General features: G+C 68.0%; 21 protein-coding genes. 12 read left to right on the plus strand and 9 right to left on the minus strand.

Annotation, left to right across the window (positions count from 1 at the left end):
• Window positions 1–67 precede the first annotated feature (67 nt).
• The 4 genes from IED13_RS10050 to IED13_RS10065 all read left to right on the plus strand — a co-directional run bounded on the left by IED13_RS10050 (window position 68) and on the right by IED13_RS10065 (window position 4,713).
• A complete protein-coding gene (locus tag IED13_RS10050; RefSeq protein ID WP_248312533.1) occupies window positions 68–2,137 on the plus strand; it encodes a hydantoinase/oxoprolinase family protein in 2,070 nt (689 codons plus the stop codon).
• A gap of 10 nt (window positions 2,138–2,147) precedes the next feature.
• Window positions 2,148–3,911, plus strand: a complete 1,764-nt coding sequence (locus IED13_RS10055) for a hydantoinase B/oxoprolinase family protein (protein ID WP_191124096.1) — start codon at window positions 2,148–2,150, stop codon at window positions 3,909–3,911.
• Window positions 3,912–4,018: 107 nt separating this feature from the next.
• The gene (locus tag IED13_RS10060) at window positions 4,019–4,228 is read left to right on the plus strand and encodes a hypothetical protein (RefSeq protein WP_112764930.1); all 210 of its coding nucleotides are present in this window, start codon (window positions 4,019–4,021) and stop codon (window positions 4,226–4,228) included.
• Window positions 4,229–4,389: 161 nt separating this feature from the next.
• Window positions 4,390–4,713 (plus strand): hypothetical protein, encoded by a 324-nt coding sequence (locus tag IED13_RS10065; RefSeq protein ID WP_191124097.1) that lies wholly within the window; start codon window positions 4,390–4,392, stop codon window positions 4,711–4,713.
• 132 nt (window positions 4,714–4,845) lie between these two features.
• Here the strand turns inward: IED13_RS10065 and IED13_RS10070 are convergent, their stop codons facing one another.
• The 7 genes from IED13_RS10070 to IED13_RS10100 all read right to left on the minus strand — a co-directional run bounded on the left by IED13_RS10070 (window position 4,846) and on the right by IED13_RS10100 (window position 10,712).
• Window positions 4,846–5,178, minus strand: coding sequence for a hypothetical protein (locus tag IED13_RS10070; protein WP_156115943.1), 333 nt, complete (start codon window positions 5,176–5,178; stop codon window positions 4,846–4,848).
• 182 nt (window positions 5,179–5,360) lie between these two features.
• A complete protein-coding gene (gene kduD / locus IED13_RS10075; RefSeq protein ID WP_191124098.1) occupies window positions 5,361–6,131 on the minus strand; it encodes a 2-dehydro-3-deoxy-D-gluconate 5-dehydrogenase KduD in 771 nt (256 codons plus the stop codon).
• Window positions 6,131–6,967 (minus strand): 5-dehydro-4-deoxy-D-glucuronate isomerase, encoded by an 837-nt coding sequence (gene kduI / locus IED13_RS10080; protein WP_191124099.1) that lies wholly within the window; start codon window positions 6,965–6,967, stop codon window positions 6,131–6,133. The genes kduD and kduI overlap by 1 nt, the downstream gene beginning before the upstream one ends.
• A gap of 10 nt (window positions 6,968–6,977) precedes the next feature.
• Window positions 6,978–8,258 carry a TRAP transporter large permease gene (locus IED13_RS10085; protein ID WP_191124100.1) on the minus strand — a complete coding sequence of 427 codons (1,281 nt, stop codon included), beginning with the start codon at window positions 8,256–8,258 and terminating at the stop codon, window positions 6,978–6,980.
• A gap of 3 nt (window positions 8,259–8,261) precedes the next feature.
• A complete protein-coding gene (locus IED13_RS10090; RefSeq protein ID WP_191124101.1) occupies window positions 8,262–8,795 on the minus strand; it encodes a TRAP transporter small permease in 534 nt (177 codons plus the stop codon).
• Window positions 8,796–8,866: 71 nt separating this feature from the next.
• The gene (locus IED13_RS10095) at window positions 8,867–9,853 is read right to left on the minus strand and encodes a TRAP transporter substrate-binding protein (RefSeq protein WP_191124102.1); all 987 of its coding nucleotides are present in this window, start codon (window positions 9,851–9,853) and stop codon (window positions 8,867–8,869) included.
• Window positions 9,854–9,917: 64 nt separating this feature from the next.
• Window positions 9,918–10,712: a 2-keto-4-pentenoate hydratase gene (locus IED13_RS10100; protein ID WP_191124103.1), complete on the minus strand. Its 795-nt coding sequence runs from the start codon at window positions 10,710–10,712 to the stop codon at window positions 9,918–9,920.
• An 81-nt stretch (window positions 10,713–10,793) separates the two neighbouring features.
• Between IED13_RS10100 and IED13_RS10105 the strand changes: the two genes are divergently transcribed.
• Complete coding sequence (locus IED13_RS10105) at window positions 10,794–11,468, plus strand: GntR family transcriptional regulator (protein WP_260368412.1); 675 nt, start codon at window positions 10,794–10,796, stop codon at window positions 11,466–11,468.
• 124 nt (window positions 11,469–11,592) lie between these two features.
• Complete coding sequence (locus IED13_RS10110) at window positions 11,593–12,732, plus strand: lyase family protein (protein WP_191124104.1); 1,140 nt, start codon at window positions 11,593–11,595, stop codon at window positions 12,730–12,732.
• 8 nt (window positions 12,733–12,740) lie between these two features.
• On the opposite strand, the gene IED13_RS10115 is transcribed toward IED13_RS10110, so the two are convergent.
• Window positions 12,741–13,613: a helix-turn-helix domain-containing protein gene (locus tag IED13_RS10115; protein WP_051987951.1), complete on the minus strand. Its 873-nt coding sequence runs from the start codon at window positions 13,611–13,613 to the stop codon at window positions 12,741–12,743.
• Window positions 13,614–13,740: 127 nt separating this feature from the next.
• On the opposite strand from IED13_RS10115, the gene pobA reads away from it, so the two are divergent.
• The 6 genes from pobA (at window position 13,741) to IED13_RS10145 (ending at window position 19,731) form a co-directional block, all read left to right on the plus strand.
• Window positions 13,741–14,913, plus strand: coding sequence for a 4-hydroxybenzoate 3-monooxygenase (gene pobA / locus IED13_RS10120; protein WP_191124105.1), 1,173 nt, complete (start codon window positions 13,741–13,743; stop codon window positions 14,911–14,913).
• Window positions 14,914–15,038: 125 nt separating this feature from the next.
• Window positions 15,039–16,232, plus strand: coding sequence for an ABC transporter substrate-binding protein (locus IED13_RS10125; protein WP_112764952.1), 1,194 nt, complete (start codon window positions 15,039–15,041; stop codon window positions 16,230–16,232).
• A 170-nt stretch (window positions 16,233–16,402) separates the two neighbouring features.
• A complete protein-coding gene (locus IED13_RS10130; RefSeq protein ID WP_191124106.1) occupies window positions 16,403–17,266 on the plus strand; it encodes a branched-chain amino acid ABC transporter permease in 864 nt (287 codons plus the stop codon).
• Window positions 17,266–18,273 carry a branched-chain amino acid ABC transporter permease gene (locus IED13_RS10135; protein WP_191124107.1) on the plus strand — a complete coding sequence of 336 codons (1,008 nt, stop codon included), beginning with the start codon at window positions 17,266–17,268 and terminating at the stop codon, window positions 18,271–18,273. The genes IED13_RS10130 and IED13_RS10135 overlap by 1 nt, the downstream gene beginning before the upstream one ends.
• Window positions 18,270–19,028, plus strand: coding sequence for an ABC transporter ATP-binding protein (locus IED13_RS10140; protein ID WP_038362928.1), 759 nt, complete (start codon window positions 18,270–18,272; stop codon window positions 19,026–19,028). The genes IED13_RS10135 and IED13_RS10140 overlap by 4 nt, the downstream gene beginning before the upstream one ends.
• A complete protein-coding gene (locus tag IED13_RS10145; protein WP_133565398.1) occupies window positions 19,015–19,731 on the plus strand; it encodes an ABC transporter ATP-binding protein in 717 nt (238 codons plus the stop codon). Before IED13_RS10140 ends, IED13_RS10145 begins: the two co-directional genes overlap by 14 nt.
• Window positions 19,732–19,806: 75 nt before the next feature.
• Here IED13_RS10145 and ggt read toward each other — a convergent pair whose 3' ends face one another.
• Entirely contained in the window at window positions 19,807–21,483 is a 1,677-nt protein-coding gene (ggt, locus tag IED13_RS10150; RefSeq protein WP_191124108.1) for a gamma-glutamyltransferase, read from the minus strand.
• Window positions 21,484–21,503: the final 20 nt, after the last annotated feature.

A 21,503-nucleotide genomic window follows, 5' to 3' on the forward strand; every position in this document is an offset into this window, starting at 1 on the left:
CTCGACGCCGCAATCGCCGATCTCGGCGCGAAAGCGCTCCGGCCCGCGACACCGTCGGGCCGACCGGATGACCATGAAGGGTAATGGCGGCATGTATCGCATCGGCGTGGATGTGGGCGGAACCTTCACCGACTTCGTGATGGTCGATACCGAAGGCGGCCCGACCGCCTTCCACAAGGTGCCTTCGACGCCGGACGATCCTTCGCGCGCCATCGCCTCGGGCATCGTCGAGATGTTGGAGCTCAACGCGGTCTCGCCGGACGATGTCGGCTATGTCGGCCATGGCACGACCGTCGCCACGAACATGGTGATCGAGCGCCGCGGCGTGCCGACCGGGCTCCTGACCACCCGGGGTTTCCGCGACGTCCTCGCCATCGGGCGCCAGACCCGGCCCTCGCTCTTCGACTGGTCGGTGCGCAAGCCCGAGGAGCTGGTCGAGAGGCATCGCCGGGTCGAGGTCGAGGAACGCCTCGACAAGACCGGAACGCCACTGACCGCGCCCGATCTCGAGGCGGTGGAGACACTCGTCGTCCAGCTGCGGGACAGCGGCGTGAAGGCCATCGCCGTCGGCTTTCTGCACTCCTACCGCAACCCGGCGCATGAGCGCGCGGTCCGCGACCTGATCGCACGCGTCGCGCCGGATCTCTATGTCAGCATCTCCTCCGAGGTCGTCGCCGAGTTCCGCGAATATGAGCGCTTCTCGACCACGGTCCTGAACGCCTATGTCGGCCCGCGCACCCAGAAATACCTGCATCGCCTGCGCGAGAAGATCGCGGCCTGCGGCATCCGCGTCGAGCCGCTGACCTTCCATTCCAATGGCGGGCTCCTGCCGGTGCAGACCGTCGAGGAATTGCCGGTGCTCACCTGCCTGTCGGGGCCGGCGGCAGGCGTGATCGGCTCGGCCCGGATCGGCGCCGAGATCGGCGAGAGCGAGATCATCACCTTCGATGTCGGCGGCACCAGCACCGACGTCTCGCTGATCACCGGCGGCCGGGCGCAGTTCACCTCGAGCCGGCTGGTCGCCGGCCACCCGGTGCGGATGCCGATGGTCGACATCCATGTCATCGGCGCCGGCGGCGGCAGCATCGCGCGGCTGGACGATGCCGGGGCGTTGAAGGTCGGGCCGATGAGCGCGGGCGCCATGCCGGGGCCGATCTCCTATCTGCGTGGGGGCACCGAGATCACGCTGACCGACGCCAATATCGTGCTCGGCCGGCTGAACCCGGTGGCCCTGCTCGAAGGGCGGATGAAGGTCGATCGCGGCCTCGCCTATGCGGCGATCCGCAGCCAGATCGCCGACCCGCTCGGGCTTTCGGTCGAGGAAGCCGCCTACGGCATCGTCAGCATCGCCACCGCCAATATGAGCCGGGCGATCCGCTCCGTGTCGATCGAACACGGGCATGATCTCGGCGCCTTCACGCTCTTCGCCTTCGGCGGCGCCGGCCCCTTGCATGCCGCCGACGTCGCGGAGGAATGCGGCCTCGACAAGATCGTCGTTCCGCAGGAGCCCGGCACGCTTTGCGCGCGCGGCGTCCTGCTCTCCGATCTCAGCCGCGACTATGTGCGCACGGCCCTGATCCGCGTGAACTCGGAGAGCTGGGCCGACCTCGTCGCGCTCGGCGCCGAACTCTCCGAGGCCGGCCGCGCCTGGCTGGCAACGGAGGCGATCCCGCATTCCGGCCAGGAGCTGCTCTTCACGCTCGATGCGCGCTATCGCGGCCAGAGCCACTACATCCCCGTGCCGCTCGACGATCTGCGGAGCGACCTGCTCGACGATTTCGTCGGCCGGTTCCACCGCGCCCATGCCGACCAGTTCGGCTACAGCCTGGACGGGCGCGACATCGAGGTGGTCAATGTCCGGCTCAAGGCGGTCTGCCATGTCAGAAAGGGCGAAAGCGCGGCACCAGCGACCGGCACCTCGCTCGACGCCGCGCGGATCGAGACGCGCCAGGTCTATTTCGGTCCTGATCGCGGCTGGGTCGAGACGCCGATCTACCGGCGCGCACTCCTGCCCGCCGGCATCCCGTTCGCGGGGCCGGCGATCGTCGAGGAGATGAGCGGCACGACGGTCATCCTCCCCAGCCAGAGAGCCGAGGTCGACGGCCTCGGCAATATCCATATCGCGCTCGAGCGTTGAGGATCCGACCATGCCGATGCCCGTCAAAGCCGCCCCGTCGATCGCAGGTTTCGATGCGATCGCGATGGAGGTCTTCGCCAATCGCCTGCTCTCGATCACCGAGACCATGGCGATCAACATGATGCGCTCGTCCTTCTCGGCGCAGATCAAGGAACGCCGCGACTTCTCCGTCGGGCTGTTCGACGGGCAGGGCCGGCTGGTCGCACAGGGGACGCATATCCCGGTCCATCTCGGCTCGCTGATGGGCGTCGTCGAAGCCTTGCTGGCACGCTATCCGCGCGCCGAAATCCGCCCGGGCGACGCCTTCATCTCGAACGACCCCTACGCGGCCGGCGGCACGCATCTCCCCGACATCGCCATCGCGACGCCGGTGTTCCACGGCGAGGAGCTGATCGCCTTCGTGGTCAATATCGGCCACCATACCGATGTCGGCGGCGCCGTGCCCGGCTCGGTCTCGCCGACGGCGCGCTCGATCTTCGAGGAGGGCCTGCGCATCCCGGCGATGCGGGTCAGCCGCCAGGGCGAGGTCGACGAGGACCTCCTCAACCTGATCGCGCTGAATTCGCGCCTGCCGGAGGAGCGCCTGCTCGACCTGCGCGTCCAGGTCGCCACCAATGAGCGCGGCTGCGACGCCGCGCTGGAACTGGTGCGCCGCATGGGCGTCGACGGTTTCAAGGCGCGCATCCGCGACCTGCTCGCCTATACCAAGCGGCGGCTGGACCTGCGCATCGCCGGCCTCGCGGAAGGCCCGCCCAGCCGCTTCACCGCCTGGCTCGACGATGACGGCCTGCCCGATGGCGAGATGGTGCCGCTTTGCGCCGCCGTCAGCGTCGAGAACGGCAAGCTGGTGATCGACTTCGCCGGCAGCGGGCCGGAGGCGCGCGGAGCGATCAACATTGCCCCGAACGCCCTGCGGGCCACGGCCTATTACTGCGTCAAGGCGCTGCTCGATCCCGAGCTGATGGCGAATTCCGGCATGATGGATTCGATCGTCCTGCGCGCGCCGGAAGGCAGCATCGTCAATCCGCGCTCGCCCGCCCCGGTGGGCTCGCGCACCATCGCCTGCCAGCGCCTGGCCGGCGCGATCTTCGGCGCCTTCCAGCCGCTGGTGGATCCCGCCACGCGCATCGCCTCGGCCTATGACGTGCTGCCCTCCTTCAGCGTCTCCGGCCACCGCCCGGAGAATGGCAGCTTCTACATCTGCGGCGAGACGGTCGGCGGCGGCGGCGGCGCCCGCTGCGACGGCGACGGCATGGACGGAATCCATGTCCATGTGACCAATTCGCTCAACCTCCCGACCGAGGCGCTGGAGAACGAATTCCCGCTCCATGTCGAGGAATACGCCTTCGTCCAGGACTCGGCCGGCTGCGGCCGGTGGCGTGGCGGCATGGGTATCGCCCGCACCGTGCGCGCTCTGCACGACAGGACGAATCTCGAAGCCCGCTCCGACCGGCACAAGGCCGGGGCGCCCGGCGCGGAAGGCGGCCTGACCGGTGGAAAGGGCCGCGTCACCCGCAACCCCGGAACCGGGCGCCAGCAGGCGCTGCCCTCGAAGATCGCCCAGCTTCTCGTCGATGCCGGCGAGACCATTCGCATCGCGACGCCCGGCGGCGGCGGCTTCGGCGATCCGGCGCAGCGGCCGGCCGCCCTGATCGCGACCGATCTGCTCAACGAGATCATGACCGAGGACCACGCCCGCGCCGGATATGGCGACGCGCTGGTCGATGCCGCGCTGGCGCTGCTCAGGGACGGGCGGAGGCGCTCGGCGGCCTAGATCGCGACAGAGATCGAAGCCAGCGCACCCCTGCGACAATCGACGGGGGTTGAATCGATCCGGCGCAGGCGGCCTAATCGCCGGCCCTAACGGCAAGGAGGAATCCAATGCGACTGGCGCTCGCCATCATCACCTTGGCTCTGACCGGCTGCAACAGCACGCCCCAGTCCGATCACCCCGCCCGCGACCTCACCGTGGGAACCGCCCAGTGCTCGAAGTTCAAATGGGGCACCTCCGAGATGGCGCAGTGCCTCGACAACGCCGCCAGAAGCCAGTCCGCCACCAGCCGCACCGGCGGGACCGACAACAGCGGCTGAAGGCGTTTGCCGCGCTCCGGGAAGCCCTGCCCTCACCCCTCCACGCGGCGCCGAGCGCCCTGGCGTCGCATCATGGCAGATGAACGAAGGCGAACGATTTCGTTCAGCCTGCGTTCCAATACCAAGGGCTTTAATGCCCGACAGCAGAAAGGGAGATTCCCATGCGTCGGTATTCAGTTTTGGCAGCGGCCATCCTTGGCGCCGCTTCGGTCATGGCGGCGGCGCCGATGGCCCGGGCAGACGAAGCGCTGCCGCAGGTCCTGGCCCAGCAGCTCGACCGGCAGCCGCTTCACTTCGCGATGACCGAGGCGAAGCGCGAGCGGTTGATGATCATGCAGGAGACCATGGCGCGCCAGCGCTATTATGGCCGTGGCGACGGCTATGGCTATGGCCGCGGCTATGGCTATGGTCGACGCTATGGCGGCCCGCCGCCCTGGGCGCCCGCCTATGGCTATCGCCGTCATTATTACGACGATCGCTGGTGAGATGCCCGCAGAGGCCCTTCGTCACGGCCTCTGTCGCACCGGGCCGGAAAGCGGTGTCCGCTCTCCGGCAGAATCCGGTGCGATGACGAGAAGATCGATCGCCGCGTCACGCCCGTCAGGACGCGCGGCGATCTAGTCGGGCAGGCGGTGGCCTGCCAGGAAGGCGGCGACGCTCAGCTTGTGACCGGGCTGGGCGGCGCAGTGCCGCTCGACGGCGTCGATGATGACCTCGTCCGAGAGATGAGGCAGCCGCCTGGGTGATTGCTGGCGCAAGGCATCGACCAGCCAGCGGCCGATGGCGGCATGCATCTCCGCATCCGTCGCCTCCCGCTTCATCCAGAGCTCGCAGGTGATGTAGTCCTGCAGGAACTCGCCCTTGCCCGGCTCGGCCGGCCATGCGGGCGATGGCGCGCTCGCTGCCAGGATCGCGGCCAGCACCAGCCCGCGCATCGTTGTCCCTCTCATCGCCATCTCCGGAGCCCCGCCAACCGATCCCGAAGCATCGTCGCGGCGAAGCGGACACCGGCTCGCGTCAAGACAATGCGATGGGACAAGGAGGCGGAGCATGTCGCCATGCCCGTCATCGATCAAGACGGACGCGGGTTCCGCGGAACGCGTTGAGCGATCCGCGGCATCCGCGCATCGCGTCAGCGCGCCAGCCAGCCGCCATCGACGGGCAGGACGACGCCATGGACATAGGCCGCAGCGTCCGAGGCGAGGAACACCGCCGCTCCGCCGAGTTCCTGCGGCTGGCCCCAGTGTCCGGCCGGGATACGCGCGAGGATCGCCTCGTTGCGTACCGGATCGGCCCGCAGCGCCTCCGTGTTGTTCGTCACGAAATAGCCCGGCGCGATGGCGTTGACGTTGATGCCCTTGCCCGCCCATTCGCAGGCGAGCAACCGCGTCAGCCCCGCAAGCCCGCTCTTCGACGCCGTATAGGAGGGGATGCGGATGCCACCCTGGAAGGAGAGCAGCGAGGCGATGTTGATGACCTTGCCGCCCTTGCCGTCGGCGAGCATGCGTTTCGCCACCCCTTGAGTCAGGAAGAAGGTCGACTTGAGGTTCACATCCATCACCGCATCCCAATCGGCCTCGGTGAAATCGAGCGCGTCCGCACGGCGGATGATGCCGGCATTGTTGACGAGGATGTCGAGGCGCGAGCCGTTGGCCTTCGCCGCCGCCTCGGCCTCTTCCACGATCCGCGCAATCGGCTCCAGCGTCGCGAGGTCGGCAGCGATCTCGTGGAAGGGCTGACCGGTCGCCCCGACCAGCACCTTCGTCTCCGCCATGCTCGAGCGGCCGACCGCGACGATACCGGCGCCGGCCTGGGCGAGCGCGACCGCGATCGCCTGGCCGAGGCCCGTATTGGCCCCGGTGACGATCGCGGTCCGGCCGCCCAAATCAAACGGTGAGCGCATCAGCGCAGATCCCCGGTGGCGACCATGTCCATGTCGGTATAGTCAACATTGTCGCCGCCCATGCCCCAGATGAAGGAATAGGCCCGGGTAGCCACGCCCGAATGGATCGACCAGCCGGGCGACAGGATCGCCTGCTCGTTGGCGACGACGAGATGGCGTGTCTCCTGCGGCTCGCCCATCAGATGGAAGACGCGGGCATCCGTGGGAACGTCGAAATAGAGATAGATCTCGCAGCGCCGGTCATGGACATGCGCCGGCATGGTGTTCCAGATGCTGCCTTCGTCGAGCGTGGTCACGCCCATGACGAGCTGGCAGGTCTCGCAGACACCGGGGATGATGTACTGGCGGATGACACGCTTGTTGGCCGTGGCCTGCTCGCCGAGCGCGATCGTCTTGGCATCGGCCTCCCGGATCACCTTGGTCGGGTGCACGGCATGGGCCGGGGTCGAAAGCAGGTAGAACTTGGCGGGGTTGCCGGCATCGTCGCTGGCGAAGGCGACCTCGCCCGCTTCCTTGCCGACATAGAGCGCATCGCGTTTGGCGAGCGGGTAGTCCTTCCCGCCGACGGAGACCTTGCCGGGGCCGCCGACATTGACGATGCCGAGCTCGCGCCGCTTCAGGAAGGCATCGGTGCCGACCGCCTTGGGCGTCGGCAGCACGACGGGCTTGTTCGTCGGCATGGCGCCGCCGACGATGACGCGGTCGAGATGGCTGTAGGTTAGCTTGGTCTCGCCGGGAACGAACAGCGTCTCGATCAGGAAGTGGCGCCGCAGCTCCGCCGTGTCGAAGCCCTTGACGGCCTCGGGGTGGGAAACCTGGCGAATCTCGATGGTCATGGTCGGTCCTTCAGTGGAACAGGCGCGGCAGCCAGAGCGACAGGCCGGGCACATAGGTGACGAGCAGGAGCACGGCGATGCTGGCGCCGTAGAACGGCCAGATCGTGCGCATGGACTCGCCGATGGAAATGCGGCCGATGGCGCAGGCGACGAACTGCACCGAGCCGACCGGCGGCGTGTTGAGGCCGATGCCGGCGTTGAGGATCAGGATCACGCCGAAATGCACGGGATCGACGCCGAAGGCCTTCACCACCGGCAGGAAGATCGGCGTGCAGATGATGATCATCGGCGCCATGTCCATGAAAGTGCCGAGCACCAGCAGGATCAGGTTGACCATCAGCAGGATCGTGATCGGGTTGTCCGAGACCGCCTTCATCGCGGCGATGGTCGCCTGCGGCACCTGCAGGAAGGCCATCAGCCAGCCGAAGGCGCCGGCCGTGCCGATCACCAGCAATACCATCGCCGTGGTGCGCACCGCGCCCAAAGTCGCTTCGACGAAGGCGGTCCAGGTGAGCTGGCGATAGACGAAGATGGTGACGAGGATCGCGTAGACGACGGCGACGCAGGAGGATTCCGTCGCCGTGAAGACGCCTGAGCGGACGCCGCCGAAGATAATGCCGATCAGCAGGATGCCGGGCAGCGCCAGCACGACATAGCGGCCGACGGTCGCAAAGCCCGGAAAGGGCTCGCGCGGATAGCCGCGCCTCACCGCGACCGCCCAGGCCGCGACCATCAGCGCGGCGCAGAGCAAGAGGCCCGGCACGACGCCGGCCGTGAACAGGTCCGCGATCGAGAGATTGCCGCCCGCCGAGAGCGAATAGATGATCATGTTGTGCGAAGGCGGGATCAGGAGCGCGATTATCGCCGCGTTGGCGGTGACGTTGACGGCATAGTCGGCGTCATAGCCGCGCTTCTTCATCTGCGGGATCATCAGCCCGCCGACGGCGGAAGCATCGGCCACGGCCGAGCCGGAGATGCCGCCGAACAGCGTGCAGGTCACCACGTTCACCTGGCCCAGACCGCCGCGCAAATGGCCAACGAGGCTCGCTGCCATCTGGATCAGCCGCTCGGCGATGCCGCCGCGGATCATCAAATCGCCGGCATAGATGAAGAACGGGATCGCCATCATGGCGAAGGCGTTCATGCCGGAATTCATCTGCTGGAAGACGACGACCGGCGGCAGGCCCATATAGGCGACGGTCGCGACCGAGGCGATGCCGAGGCAGAAGGCCACGGGTACGCCGATCAGCAGCAGAACCGCGAAGACGCCGAAGAGAATCCAGAGTTCCATGGCTCAGGCCTCCTGGCTTTCGCCGAAATGGACGAAGCCGAGCGGGGCCTGTTCCTCGCCGGTGGTGAAGAGCAGGAGCTTCTCCAGCGCGAACAGCGTGATCAGGGCGCCGCCTGCCGCGATCGGCACATAGTCCCAGCCGCGGGATATGCCGATGATCGGCATGCGGTCGGCCCAGGTGCCGGCCGCGAGCTGCCAGCCATAGCCGAGCATGGCGAGCCCGAAGGCGCAGACCAACCCCTCGCCCAGCACGATCAGCGCGGCGCGCAAGGGCGGCGGCGACATCACCAGCCCGACCTCGAAGCCGAGATGGTCGCTCTCGCGCACGCCGACCGCGGCGCCGAGCAGGATGAACCAGGACATCAGGAACAGCGATCCGGCCTCGACCCAGATCGGCGTGTCGTTGAGCACATAGCGGCCGAACACGCCCCAGGCGACCATCACGGTCATCAGGACGAGCCCGGCCCCGGCCGCGATCAGCGCGAACAGGCTGAGCTTGGCGTCGAGGCGTGTCAGGAAAGCGGTGAAAGCGCGCATGGAATCTGCCCGGGCTGCTGGCAAGGGGCCGAAGACGGAGCGGCCCGAAAGCCGCCCCGTCTGAACGAGGCTCAGTTCACCGCCTGGATCGCGGCCACCATCTCCTTCAGCTTCGGATCGGTGACGAACTTGTCGTAGACCGGCTTCATCGCGTCGATGAAGGGCTTCTTCTCGACCTGATTGATCTGGGCGCCGCCGGCCTTGACCTTGGTCTCGGACGCCTTCTCCCGCGCATCCCAGAGCTCGCGCATTTTGAGCACCGATTCCTTGGCGGCGGCCTTGATGATCGCCTGATCGGCCGCGTTGAACTTGTCGAAGCTCTTCTTCGACATCACCAGCGCTTCCGGCGAGAGCGAGTGCTCGGTCACGGAATAGAACTTCGAGACCTCGAAATGGCGGGTCGATTCATAGGACGGCCAGTTGTTCTCGGCGCCGTCGATGACGCCGGTCTGGAGCGCGGAATAGACCTCGCCGAAGGGCATCGGCGTGGCGTTGGCCCCGAGCGCCGAGACCAGCGCGACGAACATGTCGGATTGCTGGACGCGGATCTTCATGCCCTTCATGTCAGCCGGCGTGTTGATCGGGCGCTTGGAATTATAGAACGAGCGGGAGCCGGAATCGTAGAGCGCGAGCCCGATCAAGTCGTGCTTCTCGAACTCCTTCAGCAGGTTGTCGCCGATCGGTCCGTCCATCGCCTTCCGCATATGGTCGACCGAACGGAAGATGAAGGGCAGGGAGGGAATGTTGGTCGCCGGGATCAGGTTGTTGAACGGCGCCATGTTGATGCGGTTGATGTCGATGACGCCGAAGCGGGTCTGGTCGATCGTGTCCTTCTCCTGGCCGAGCTGGGCCGAGTGGAAGACGTTGATCTTGATGCGCCCCTGGGTGCGGTCCTCGAGCAGCTTGCCCATGTAGCGGACCGCCTCGACGGTCGGGTAGTCGGTCGGATGGATGTCGGCGGAACGAAGCGTCACGCCCTGGGCGAGCGCCGCCGTGGCGGTTGCGACCGAAACCGCCAGCGCGGCGGCGCCGGCAAGTAAGATGCGACGTGCAATCATGATGTTCTCTCCCTGGCAAGGCCCGTTTTCGGGCCGGTTCTTCTTTGGTTGAGGCGGACTGCCGCTAGCTGGCCGGTTGCCTTTCGATCAGCCTGACGGACAGGGGTGGAGCCCCGGCGCAGATCGCTTCCGCGACCTGGCCGATGGCGATGGGATGGACGCCCGTCGTCGCCCCGGCGGAGACGACATCGCCCTTGGCGAGGCCGCGTCCACGGCTCGCCAGATGGTTGACGAGGAAGAGCAAGGCATCGAGCGGCCCACCATTCGGGCCGTGGCTGCGGCCGCGGCCGATGACCTCGCCATCGATCCGCATCTGCGTCTCGAAATCGGAAAGACCCTGCTCGATCCCCAGCGAAGCGCCGACGGCGATGCCGGTATTGTTGCCGAAATCGGAGATGATGGCCTGCGGCCCGATCTCGTTGATGCTCGGCAGCGGCGAGCCGGCGATCTCCATCGCGACATGCACCCCGCCGATGAAGGGCATCAGCTCTTCCGCTGTCCAGGTTTGCGGGCGCGGCGCGATATCCGCCCCGAGGACGATGCCGATCTCGGTCTCGACCGCGATGAAGCCGCCGCGGATCACGCCGACCTCGGCCGTCTCCCCCGGCGCGACGCGGCGGACGCCAGCGCCAAAAGCCGGCCCCGCCATCCGTGCGGCGCCCAAGCGGGCGCGCAAATCGGGATGGATCGCCGCGACCTTCCAGCCGCGCACGGGCTCGGGCCACAGCGCGATCGCCGCCTCCTGCACGGCATAGGCTTCCGCGAGATTGCTAGGCAATTCGCCGGGAAAAGCCGCGAGAGGCCGTGCCTCGCGGCGCGCTTCGTGGAATGATCGTGCGATCGTCGCGGTAAAATTCATACTTTGGGATACCGTTACCGACACTGGTATGGTAGATTATCCCATACCGCTTCGATTGCAAGCGATTTGGAGGCTGCTTTCGTGAGTTTCGCCGAGGGTCAGACAGGGTCGAGCGCCAACCGGCTCGAGAAGGAGCTTCTGCGCGCCATCGTCGCGCTCGAGCTGAAGCCGGGCTCGCGCCTCTCGGAGCAGGAGATCGCCACCCGCTACGGCGTCTCGCGCCAGCCGGTCCGCGAGGCGCTGATCGCGCTCAGCCGGCAGAAATTCGTCGAGGTCCTGCCGCAGCGCGGCACGGTCGTCGTCAAGATCTCGGTCCAGAAGATGATGGAGGCCCGCTTCCTGCGCGAGGCGATCGAGACCGCCGTGGTCCGGCGCGCCTGCGACAGCTTCAACCTGACGAGCCGGCAGATCGTCGATCATTGCCTGGAGGCGCAGCAGCGGGCGGTGGCCAATGGCGACCACACCGCCTTTCAGCGCTTCGACGAGCGTTTCCACGTGGCGCTCGCCGAAGGCGCCGGCTGCCCGATGGCCTGGACGCTGGTTTCCAACCTCAAGGCCCATATGGACCGCGCCTGCCATCTCAGCCTGCAGAGCCCCAACGCGATGCAGGAGCTGATCGCGCAGCATCAGGCCATCGTCGCCGCGATCGACAACCGCGACGCTGCGGCGGGCGAGGCCGCGATGCGGCATCATCTCAACGAATTGCTGCGGGCGCTGCCCGAGATCGAGCAGCTCAATCCCGATCTCTTCGAATAGCTGTCTTCCAACGCGAGCAGGTGGACGCGGACGCCGGCAGATGCCGGCGCTTGAGCGAACGGCCGCTCCCTGCCAAGAAGGCCGCCGCGGGTCGCGATGGCCGCGCGAAAGGGAAAAGCCTCGCATGAGTCATTTGCTGCGCACCCGGCCCGCGACCACCGACGCGATGCTCGCCGTCTTCGAGGATGCCGCGACGCTGCGGCACGCGCTGGCCTTCGAGGCCGAGCTTGCCCGCGCCGAGGCGGCCGAAGGGCTGATCGGCAAGGCCGAGGCGGAAGCCATCGCGATGCTGTGCGGCAGCATCGCCATCGACCCTGCCGCGCTCGCCACCGAGGCCGCCCTCGCCGGCACGCTCGCCATCCCGCTCGTGGCGCGCCTGCGCAAGGAATTGCCCGAAGCCGCGGCCAAGGCCCTGCACAAAGGTGCCACCAGCCAGGACGTCGCCGATATCGTCCTGGTCCGCCAGATCCGCGACGGCCATGCCCTGCTGCAAGCCGATCTCGGGAGAACCGCGAACGCCCTCGCCGCCCTGGCGCGCCGCCATGCCGGAACCCCCGCCATCGGCCGCACCCTGTTGCAGGATGCCTTGCCGATCGGCTTCGGCCTGCGCATCGCGCAATGGCAGGCCGGCATCGTCGCGGCGGTGGCGCGGCTGCAAGACGAGGTCGAGCAAGGCGCCGTCCTTCAGTTCGGTGGCGCCGCCGGCACGCGCGCCGGTCTCGCCGGCAAGGGCGCGGCGGTCTCGGCACGTCTCGCCGCGGCGCTCAGCCTGCCCGATGCGCCCCCCTGGCAGGCGCGCCGCGGCGGCATCGCCGGGATCGCGGCAGCGCTGGCGATCCTCGTCGGCGCGCTCGGCAAGATGGCGCGCGATGTCTCCCTGCTGGCGCAGAACGGCGTCGGCGAAGCGCGCGAGCCGGCCGTTCCCGGCCGCGGCGGCTCCTCCGCCATGGCTCACAAGCGCAACCCGACCGGCTGCCAGATCGTGCTCTCCGCTTGCCTGCGTGCGCCCGGCCTCGTCGCCGGCATCCTCGCGGGGCTGCCGGCCGAAGAGGAACGCGGGCTGGGCGGCTGGCAGGCCGAGGGGCCGGCCCTGGCCGAACTCTTCCTGCTGGCGGCCGGCGCCACGGAAGCCATGGCCACGGTCGCGGAAGGGCTGGAGATCGACGAGGCCGCCATCGCCCGCAATCTCGAGGCCGCCGCGCTCGGCGGCGATATCGGCGAGAGCGAGAACTTGGTCGCGGCGCTGCTGCACCGCGGCGGGTAAGCCCAGGGCTAAGCGTTGGCCCGATAATCCGACGGCGAAATCCCCGCCCGCTTGGCGAAGAAGCGCGAGAAATAGGCCGGGTCGGAGAACCCCAGCCGGAACGAGATCTGGGCGACCGTCAGCGAGGTGTAGACGAGGTCGCGCCGCGCCTCGATCATCAATCGGTCCTGGATGACGCGGGCCGCCGAATGGCCGAGCACCTCGCGGCAGCTGCGCGACAGATGCGGCACGGAGACGCCCAGCGCGCGGGCATGTTCCGTCAGCGGCTCATGGCTCTGGAAGCGGATTTCGACCCGCTCGATGAAGCGCCGCACCAGCCCGGCGCGCAGATCCTTCGCCGGCTCTCCGCCGGCCCGCAGGCCGCGCGCCGCGCGCGAGAACCAGGAGGCGAGCAGATCGGCATAGGCCGCCAGCGCGAACTCCCGGTTCGGCCGGTTGGCGCCGAACTCGCTCATCGCCAGCCGCATCAGCGTCTCCAGCGACTGCGCCTCCACGCTCTCCGGCTCGGCCTGCAGCAAGGCCGGCGTGGCGAGGAGGGAGCGCGCCTCGGGCTCGGCGTCGAAGAGCCGCTTCAGCGATGTCTCGGCGACGCTGGCGACGAAACCCTCCGTGTCGACGACGAAATGGAACTCGTGGATCGTCGCCGGCGGCAGCAGCAGCGCCGAGCCCGGCTTGAGCTCGCGGTCGCGCCCATCGATTCGGGTCCGCCCGCCCCCGCCGACGACGAGGAAGAACTGGAAGAGCTGGTGGTGGAAATGCGGCTGGATCGTCCAGCCATGCAGCGCGCTGCGGGCGACGATCGGCTCGATATGAAGCGCATCGGGAAAGCGATCCGTCAGGCGTTCGGCATAGAGCCAGTAGGCGGGGACCGTGGCCGGCATGCGTCCTCGTGATCGATTTGTCCAAGACACTGCGCGAATCCTCCATTCCGTCAAGTGTCGTCATGGCGCATAGCTTGGGGCGCGGAATGTCGGCTCAAGACCGTCATCGCCTTGGGAGGACGCGGAAATGCGCACGCAGGTCGCCATCATCGGCGCCGGCCCGGCCGGGCTTCTCCTCGGCCAGCTCCTGTCGCGCGCCGGGATCGATAATGTCATCCTGGAACGCCGCAGCCTCGACTATGTGCTCTCCCGCATCCGCGCCGGCGTCCTCGAACAGGGCATGGTCGACATGCTGCGCGAGGCCGGCGTCGCCGGGCGCCTCGACCGCGAGGGGCAGGTGCATGACGGCGTCAATTTCGCCTTCGACGGCACGCTCCACCGCATCGACCTGAAGCATCTGAGCGGCGGCAAGACCGTGACGGTCTATGGCCAGACCGAGGTCACGCATGATCTCGCCGAGGCGCGCCAGGCCCTCGGCCGCACGACGATCTACGAGGCCGAGGACGTCGCGCTGCACGATATCGACACGGCCGCGCCCCGCGTGACCTTCCGGGTGAATGGCGAGGTGCAGGAATTACGTTGCGACTTCATCGCCGGCTGCGATGGCTATCACGGCGTCTCCCGCCGCTCGATTCCAGAGGGCGCACTGACCAGCTTCGAGCGCGTCTATCCCTTCGGCTGGCTCGGCCTGCTCGTCGACCGCCCGCCGGCGGCGCATGAATTGGTCTATGCCCGCCACGAGCGCGGCTTCGCGCTCTGCTCGATGCGCTCGGCGCAGCGCAGCCGCTACTATGTCCAGGTGCCGCTGGAGGAGCGTGTCGAGAACTGGTCGGACGAGGCCTTCTTCGACGAATTGCGCCGCAGGCTTCCCGCCGAGGTCGCAGACGCCGTGCAGACCGGCCCCTCGCTGGAAAAGAGCATCGCGCCGCTGCGCAGCTTCGTCGCCGAGCCCATGCGCTTCGGCCGCCTGTTCCTCGCGGGCGATGCCGCCCATATCGTCCCGCCGACCGGCGCCAAGGGCCTCAACCTCGCGGCCAGCGACGTGCGCTATCTCTTCGATGCCCTGCGCGAGCATTACAATGACGGTTCGGACGCCGGGATCGAAGCCTATTCCGCCCGTGCCCTCGCCCGCATCTGGAAGGCCGAGCGCTTCTCCTGGTGGATGACCGGGCTGCTGCATCGCTTTCCGGAGCGCAGCGCTTTCGAGGAACGCATGCAGCAGGCGGAGCTCGACTATCTCGTGAGTTCGCCCGCTGCTGCGACGGCGATGGCGGAGAATTATGTCGGCTTGCCTTACTAGGCCGAAGCGGGCATGGCCTAGCCCACAGGGCCACCGCCGATAAGGCCGCCAAGACGAAAGACACCGGAGCCAACCGGGGCGATCGAGACAGTCAAGTTCAGGGGACGGATACGGGAGGGATGACGATGAAGATCAGCAGACGGAATTTCACCGGGCTGGCGGGCGCGCTGGCACTGGCCGGTACGTTCGGCCTTGGCGGCGCGGCCGCTGCCGAAACGATCAAGATCGGGATCATCGGGCCGTTCTCCGGCCCCTTCGCCCTGCAGGGCAAGAACTTCCAGGCCGGCGTCGAGGCCTGGCTCGCCCAGAACGGCAAGTCGGTCGCCGGCAACGAGATCGAGATCGTCTATCGCGACCTGCCCACCGCCAACCCGCAGCAGGCTCGCGCGCTGGCGCAGGAGCTGATCGTCAAGGACAAGGTGCAATATCTCGGCGGCGTCTATTTCACGCCGGACGCGCTGGCGATCACGCCGTTGCTGAAGCAGGGCAATGTGCCGCTGGTGATCTTCAACGCCGCGACCTCTGCGATCATGACCTCCTCGCCGCTGGTCGTGCGGACCTCCTTCACCACCGGGCAGACCACGACGCCGCTGGGCAAGGCCGCCGTCGATCGCGGCATCAAGAAATTCGTCTCCGCCGTCACCGATTACGGCCCCGGCGTCGATGCCGAGGGAGCGTTCAAGAAGGCGGTCGAGGCGGCTGGCGGGCAGGTCGTCGAGACCATCCGCATGCCGCTCAACACCACCGAGTTCAGCCCGATCATGCAGCGCATCCGCGATGCCGGCGCGCAGGGCGTCTTCGCCTTCCTGCCCTCGGGCCCGCCGACGCTCGGCTTCGTCAAGTCCTTCAACGACACCGGGCTGAAGCAGGCCGGCGTCAAGCTCTTCGCCACCGGCGACCTGACGCAGGAATCCGATCTGCCGGCACTGGGCGAAGCCGCCGCCGGCATGATCACCGGTTTCCACTACGCCACCTCGCACGATTCCGAGGCCAACCGGAAGTTCGTGGAGGCCGGCGAAAAGGCGATCGGCGGCCCCGGGCAGCTCACCTTCCCGGCGGTCGGCGCCTATGACGGCATGTATGTCATCGCGAAGATGATCGCCGCCACCGCCGGCAAGCAGGATGCCGAGAAGGCGGTCGAGGCGGTCAAGGGCCTCGCCTGGGAAAGCCCGCGCGGGCCGGTCAAGATCGACCCCGAGACCCGCCACATCACCCAGACGATCTATCTGCGCGAGGTCGCCAAGGACGCCAAGGGCAACTGGATCAACAAGGAGATCCAGAGCTTCCCCGAGCAGAAGGACCCCGGGCTGGCGAAGTAGAGCCAGTCTCCTCGTCTGCTGCGCCGTCATTCCGGGCGCAGCGAAGCGGAGACCCGGAATCCATCGGAGGGCGCTGAGCGCTATGATGGATTCCGGATCGGCGCCGCTTTGCGGCTTGTCCGGAATGACGGCGCGTTTCCGACTGAACTCCGACGAGGCCCGCAACCCGCATGCAGACCGCGCTGAGCATCGCCCTGGACGCCTTCGCCTATGGCATGGCGCTGTTCATCATCTGCATCGGCCTGTCGCTGACGATGGGGCTGATGCGGCTGGTCAATCTCGCCCATGGCGCCTTCGCCATGATCGGCGGCTACATCGCCTCCTATGCCGTGCGCAATCTCGGCCTGGGCTACGGCTTCGGCATCGTGCTGGCCGTCGTCGGCACGGTGCTGATCGCGGTGCCGCTCGAACGGCTGCTCTTCCGCCGCATCTATGACCGCAGCGAGCTCTCGCAGGTGCTGATGACCATCGGCATCACCTTCTGCGTCATCGGCATCACCAATTACTTCTTCGGCCCGACGCTGAAGACGATTCCCCTGCCGGCGGAACTGGCGCAACCGATCGATCTCGGCTTCCGCAGCATCGCCGGCCACCGGCTCTTCGTCATCGCGAGCGGGCTTGTCGTCGCGGGCGGGCTCTGGTTCCTGATCGAGCGCACCGGCTTCGGCATCCACCTGCGCGCCGCCGTCGAGAACGCGCCGATGTCGCGCGCGCTCGGCGTGCGCACCGAATTGATCTATGCGGCGAGTTTCGCGCTCGCCATCGGGCTTGCCGCCTTCGGCGGGGTGGTCGGCGCCGAATTCCTGCCGATCGAGCCCTATTACGCCCTGCGCTACATGGTGACCTTCCTGGTCGTGGTCTCCGTCGGCGGCGCCGGCTCGATTCCCGGCGCGCTCGTCGCCTGCCTGCTGCTCGGCGCCATCGACGTCACCGGGCGCTATCTCATGCCGGATTTCGGCAATTTCTTCTTCTATCTCGCGGTGATCCTCGTGGTCTGTGCCTTCCCGCGCGGCCTGATGGGACGGGCCCAGTGATGGCACAGGCTCCCGCCCCATCCGCTGCCGCAACGCCTGTCCGCAGCCTCGGCCGCGATCTCGCCGGCTTCGCCCTGATCGCGCTTGCCGGGCTCGCGGGCTACTGGCTCTTCCCCGACAATCTCGCCTTCCTGACCCGCGTCATCTCGGTCGCCCTGCTCGTGCTCTCGCTCGACCTGATCGTCGGCTATTGCGGCATCGCCTCGCTCGGCCAGGCCGCGCTCTACGGCGCCGGCGCCTATGCCGCCGGCATCGCCTGCCTCAACGGCGTGACCGAGCCTTTCCTGCTGATCCTGGTCGGGGCCGCGGCCGGCGCCGTCACCGGCCTGCTCATGGGCGCGGTGATGCTGCGGGCGCACGGCCTGCCGCAGCTCGTCCTCTCCATCGCCATCGTCCAGCTCCTGCACGAGGCGGCGAACAAGCTCGCTTGGCTGACCGGCGGCAGCGACGGCCTCGCCGGCATGGTCCCCGCCCCGCTCTTCGGCCTGTTCGAATTCGATCTCTGGGGCCGCGCCGCCTATCTCTTCGGGCTCGGCCTGCTGCTCGTCGTCTTCGTTGCGCTGAAGCTCATCGTCCGCTCGCCCTTCGGCATGGTCTGCCGCGGCCTCAAGGAAGATCCGCTGCGGATCAGCGCGCTCGGCATCTCCGCCTTCCCGGTGCTGCTCAGGATGTTCGTGATCTCCGGCGCCGTCGCCGGCATGGGCGGCGCGCTCGGCGCCATCGCGACCCAGGTGGTGGGGTTGGACAGCCTGAGCTTCGAATTATCCGCCAATGCGCTGGTCATGCTGGTGCTCGGCGGGCTCGGCAATCTCTATGGCGCGCTGATCGGCACCGTCGTCTTCATGGCGGTCGAGCATGTCGTCGCGGCGATCAATCCGTTCCACTGGATGACGCTGGTCGGCGCACTGCTGATCGCCATCGTGCTCTTCGCCCCCCGCGGCCTCTCCGGCACGCTCGACGAGGCCGCCCGCATCCTGACGCGTGGCCAGCGGAGGGCCGGGCCATGAGCACGGTCTTCGCGGTCGACCATCTGTCGAAATCCTTTGGCGGGCTCAAGGTCAATCACGACCTCTCCATCGCCATGACCGAGGGCGAGCGGCTCGCCTTGATCGGCCCGAACGGCGCCGGCAAGACGACCTTCGTCAACCTCGTCACCGGGCGCATCCCTCCGAGTGCCGGCACGGTCCATCTGATGGGCGAGGACATCACGCGCCTCGGCGCCGTCGCACGGGTCAGGCGCGGGCTGGTGCGCACCTTCCAGGTGACGCGTCTCTTCCCCGACATGACCCCGGAAGAGCATGTCGTCATGGCGATCCTGCAAAGGCAGGGACATGCGACCCGCATCCTCGCGCGCTTCCACGGCAACGGCGCGGCCATGGACGAAGCCGCCGACATCCTCGCCACGCTCGGCCTGACCGATGTCGCGCGCCGCAAGGTTGTCGAGATCGCCTATGGCCAGCAGCGCCTGCTCGAGATCGCCATCGCCATGGCGCAGCGCCCGAAGGTGCTGCTGCTCGACGAGCCGGCTGCCGGCGTGCCCTCCTCCGACACGCCATTGATCGAGCGGGCGCTGGAGCGGCTGCCGGCCTCGCTTGCCGTATTGATGATCGAGCACGACATGGATCTGGTCTTCCGCTTCGCCCGGCGCGTGGTGGTGCTGGCGGCCGGCGAATTGATCTTCCAGGGCCTGCCGGCCGATGTCGCCAGGGACGAGAAAGTCCGCGAAGCCTATCTGGGGAGCTACGCCCATGCCGGCCGCTGAGCTTGAGGTCCGGAATCTCAGCGCCGGCTACGGCCAGACCCATGTGCTGGAGGATGTGTCCTTCTCCGTGCCGGCCGGCGGGCGCCTCTCGATCCTCGGGCGCAACGGCATGGGCAAGACCACGCTGCTGGCGACGCTGATGGGGCTGACCCGCCACTACGCCGGCAGCATCAGCCTGGCGGGCCAGGACGTGACGGCCCTGCGCACCACCGGGCGCGCGCTCGGCGGCATCGGGCTGGTGCCGCAGACCCGCGAGATCTTCAAGGGCCTCACCGTCGAGGAGAACCTCTTCGTCGGCCTCAAGGGCCGCCCGCGACAGGCGATCGAGGAAGCCTATGCGCTGTTCCCGCGCCTGCAGGAGCGCCGCCGCAATCTCGGCTCGCAACTCTCCGGCGGCGAGCAGCAGATGCTGGCGACGGCCCGCACCATCCTCGGCCAGCCCTCGATCCTGCTGCTCGACGAGCCGCTTGAGGGCCTCGCCCCGGTGATTTGCGACATGCTGATGGCGGCCTTCACGCAGCTCGCGGCCAGCGGCGCGATGACGATCCTCTTCGTCGAGCAACGGCTCGAAAGCGCGCTCGACTTTGCCGAGGACGTCATCATCCTCGAACGCGGCCGGATCGTCTGGTCCGGCACCTCGGCGGCCCTGCGCGCCGATGGCGATGTCCTCGAACGCTATGTCGGCGTCGGCGGGCTGCACTGACCGTGTAGATTTCGCGCGGAACCGCGCCGTCATCCCGGGCTTCACCCGGGATGACCTGCTCCCAAAGCAGAAATTCTAGATACTGAAACGCGCTCCTGCGCGCGCCAGCCCGCCCGAGATCGCGACCGGCGTGCCGTCGGCCCGCCAGCAGGCGGCGCCGGTCAGCGTGCCGTCCGCATTGAAGGCGATGGCGTTCATGCCGCCGGCGACGCGCGGCGAACGCACGACCTTGTGGCCGCGCGCGATCAGCGCCTGCGCCACCGCTTCGGGGATCGCTTCTTCCAGTTCGAGCACGCCGCCTTCGGTCCAGACGCGCGGCGCCTCGACCGCCTCCTGCAGGCTCATGCGATGGTCGATCAGGTTGACGATCGCCTGCAGGGCCGAGGGGAAGATGCGCAGCGCGCCGGGCAAGCCGAGCGCATAGGCGATCCGGCCCTCCCGCAGCACCATCATCGGCGCCATCGAGGTGAAGACGCGCTTGCCCGGCGCGATCGAGAGCGCCCGGCCGGGATGGGGATCGAAATTGTACATGTAGTTGTTGGCGATCATCCCCGTGCCGGGGATCTGGACGCAGGCGCCGAACAAACCGTTGATCGTCTGCGTCGCGCTGACGACATTGCCCTGCGCATCCGCCACGGTGACATGGGTGGTGTCGGCGGATTCCCCGCCTGAAAGTCCCGCCGTCCAGCTTTTCGCCCGGTCCATCTCGACCAGCGCGCGCCGTTCGGCCGCATAGCCCTTGTCGATCAGCCTCTCGACGGGAACCTTGACGAAGGCGGGATCGGCCGTCGCCACGGCACGGTCGGCGAAGGCGATCTTCAGCGCCTCCGCCAGCAGATGCACCGCGTCGGTCGAGCCGAAGCCGAGCGCGCCGATGTCGTAGCCCTCGAGGATGTTGAGCATCTCGGCGATATGCACGCCCGACGAGGAAGGCGGCGGCGGGCCGATGATCTCGTAGCCGCGATAGGAGCCCCGGATCGGCTCGCGCGTCTGCGTCCTGTAGCCGGCGAGGTCGTCCGCATCGATCAGGCCGCCCTGCTCAGCCATGTAGCCGGTCAGCGCCTCTCCCAGCGCGCCACCATAGAGCGCCGCCGGCCCTTCCTTGGCGATGAGCCGCAGGCTTTCCGCATAATCGCCCTGGACCAGCTTCGCGCCGGGCTGGAGCGGAGTTCCGCCCGGCAGCAGCATCGCGGCGAGGCCGGGATCGCGGGCGAGGTCGCCGGCATTGTCCGTGATGCAGTTCGAGAGATAGGGCGTGACGGTGAAGCCGCGCGCGGCGAGCGCGATCGCCGGCTGCAATACATCCGCCAGCGGCAGGCTGCCGAAGCGCTCCAACGCCTCGCACCAGCCCTTGAGCGCGCCGGGAACCGCGACCGCCTTCGCACCGACGACGTTCTCGCGGTCGCGCGTATCGCGCTGCTTGCCGATCTCGTCGGAGAGGCAGTCATACATGTCGGGCGTGGCGCGGCCCGGCGCGGTCGAGAGGTTGTCGATGACGCGATGGCTGCCATCGGCGAGCCGGATATGGCTCAAGCCCCCGCCGAGGATGCCGACCATCATCGGCTCGGCCACGGTCAGCGCGAAGAGCGCCGCGACCGCCGCATCGACGGCATTGCCGCCCGCCAGCAGCATCTGCGAGCCCGCCGCCGAGGCCAGCGGATGGTTGGTGACGACCATGCCGCGCGAGCCGGTGGCGGGCCTTTTCTCGCAGGTGAAATCGGCGATGCGGGGAACGGAGACGGGAGCATTCATGGCCGCAATTGAGCCTGAGT

This window comes from Allobosea spartocytisi (genome assembly GCF_014764685.1).
GTDB classification, from domain to species: domain Bacteria; phylum Pseudomonadota; class Alphaproteobacteria; order Rhizobiales; family Beijerinckiaceae; genus Allobosea; species Allobosea spartocytisi.

What these genes read in the sequence shown, in the direction of transcription:
- IED13_RS10090 (WP_191124101.1), bottom strand. Translation starts at nt 8,795, where the DNA reads ATGCGCGCTTTCACCGCTTTCCTGACACGCCTCGACGCCAAGCTCAGC.
- IED13_RS10095 (WP_191124102.1), bottom strand. Translation starts at nt 9,853, where the DNA reads ATGATTGCACGTCGCATCTTACTTGCCGGCGCCGCCGCGCTGGCGGTT.
- IED13_RS10055 (WP_191124096.1), top strand. Translation starts at nt 2,148, where the DNA reads ATGCCGATGCCCGTCAAAGCCGCCCCGTCGATCGCAGGTTTCGATGCG.
- IED13_RS10100 (WP_191124103.1), bottom strand. Translation starts at nt 10,712, where the DNA reads ATGAATTTTACCGCGACGATCGCACGATCATTCCACGAAGCGCGCCGC.
- IED13_RS10110 (WP_191124104.1), top strand. Translation starts at nt 11,593, where the DNA reads ATGAGTCATTTGCTGCGCACCCGGCCCGCGACCACCGACGCGATGCTC.
- IED13_RS10085 (WP_191124100.1), bottom strand. Translation starts at nt 8,258, where the DNA reads ATGGAACTCTGGATTCTCTTCGGCGTCTTCGCGGTTCTGCTGCTGATC.
- kduI (WP_191124099.1), bottom strand. Translation starts at nt 6,967, where the DNA reads ATGACCATCGAGATTCGCCAGGTTTCCCACCCCGAGGCCGTCAAGGGC.
- pobA (WP_191124105.1), top strand. Translation starts at nt 13,741, where the DNA reads ATGCGCACGCAGGTCGCCATCATCGGCGCCGGCCCGGCCGGGCTTCTC.
- IED13_RS10070 (WP_156115943.1), bottom strand. Translation starts at nt 5,178, where the DNA reads ATGAGAGGGACAACGATGCGCGGGCTGGTGCTGGCCGCGATCCTGGCA.
- IED13_RS10115 (WP_051987951.1), bottom strand. Translation starts at nt 13,613, where the DNA reads ATGCCGGCCACGGTCCCCGCCTACTGGCTCTATGCCGAACGCCTGACG.
- IED13_RS10145 (WP_133565398.1), top strand. Translation starts at nt 19,015, where the DNA reads ATGCCGGCCGCTGAGCTTGAGGTCCGGAATCTCAGCGCCGGCTACGGC.
- IED13_RS10050 (WP_248312533.1), top strand. Translation starts at nt 68, where the DNA reads ATGACCATGAAGGGTAATGGCGGCATGTATCGCATCGGCGTGGATGTG.
- IED13_RS10135 (WP_191124107.1), top strand. Translation starts at nt 17,266, where the DNA reads ATGGCACAGGCTCCCGCCCCATCCGCTGCCGCAACGCCTGTCCGCAGC.
- IED13_RS10065 (WP_191124097.1), top strand. Translation starts at nt 4,390, where the DNA reads ATGCGTCGGTATTCAGTTTTGGCAGCGGCCATCCTTGGCGCCGCTTCG.
- IED13_RS10060 (WP_112764930.1), top strand. Translation starts at nt 4,019, where the DNA reads ATGCGACTGGCGCTCGCCATCATCACCTTGGCTCTGACCGGCTGCAAC.
- IED13_RS10140 (WP_038362928.1), top strand. Translation starts at nt 18,270, where the DNA reads ATGAGCACGGTCTTCGCGGTCGACCATCTGTCGAAATCCTTTGGCGGG.
- kduD (WP_191124098.1), bottom strand. Translation starts at nt 6,131, where the DNA reads ATGCGCTCACCGTTTGATTTGGGCGGCCGGACCGCGATCGTCACCGGG.
- IED13_RS10125 (WP_112764952.1), top strand. Translation starts at nt 15,039, where the DNA reads ATGAAGATCAGCAGACGGAATTTCACCGGGCTGGCGGGCGCGCTGGCA.
- ggt (WP_191124108.1), bottom strand. Translation starts at nt 21,483, where the DNA reads ATGAATGCTCCCGTCTCCGTTCCCCGCATCGCCGATTTCACCTGCGAG.
- IED13_RS10130 (WP_191124106.1), top strand. Translation starts at nt 16,403, where the DNA reads ATGCAGACCGCGCTGAGCATCGCCCTGGACGCCTTCGCCTATGGCATG.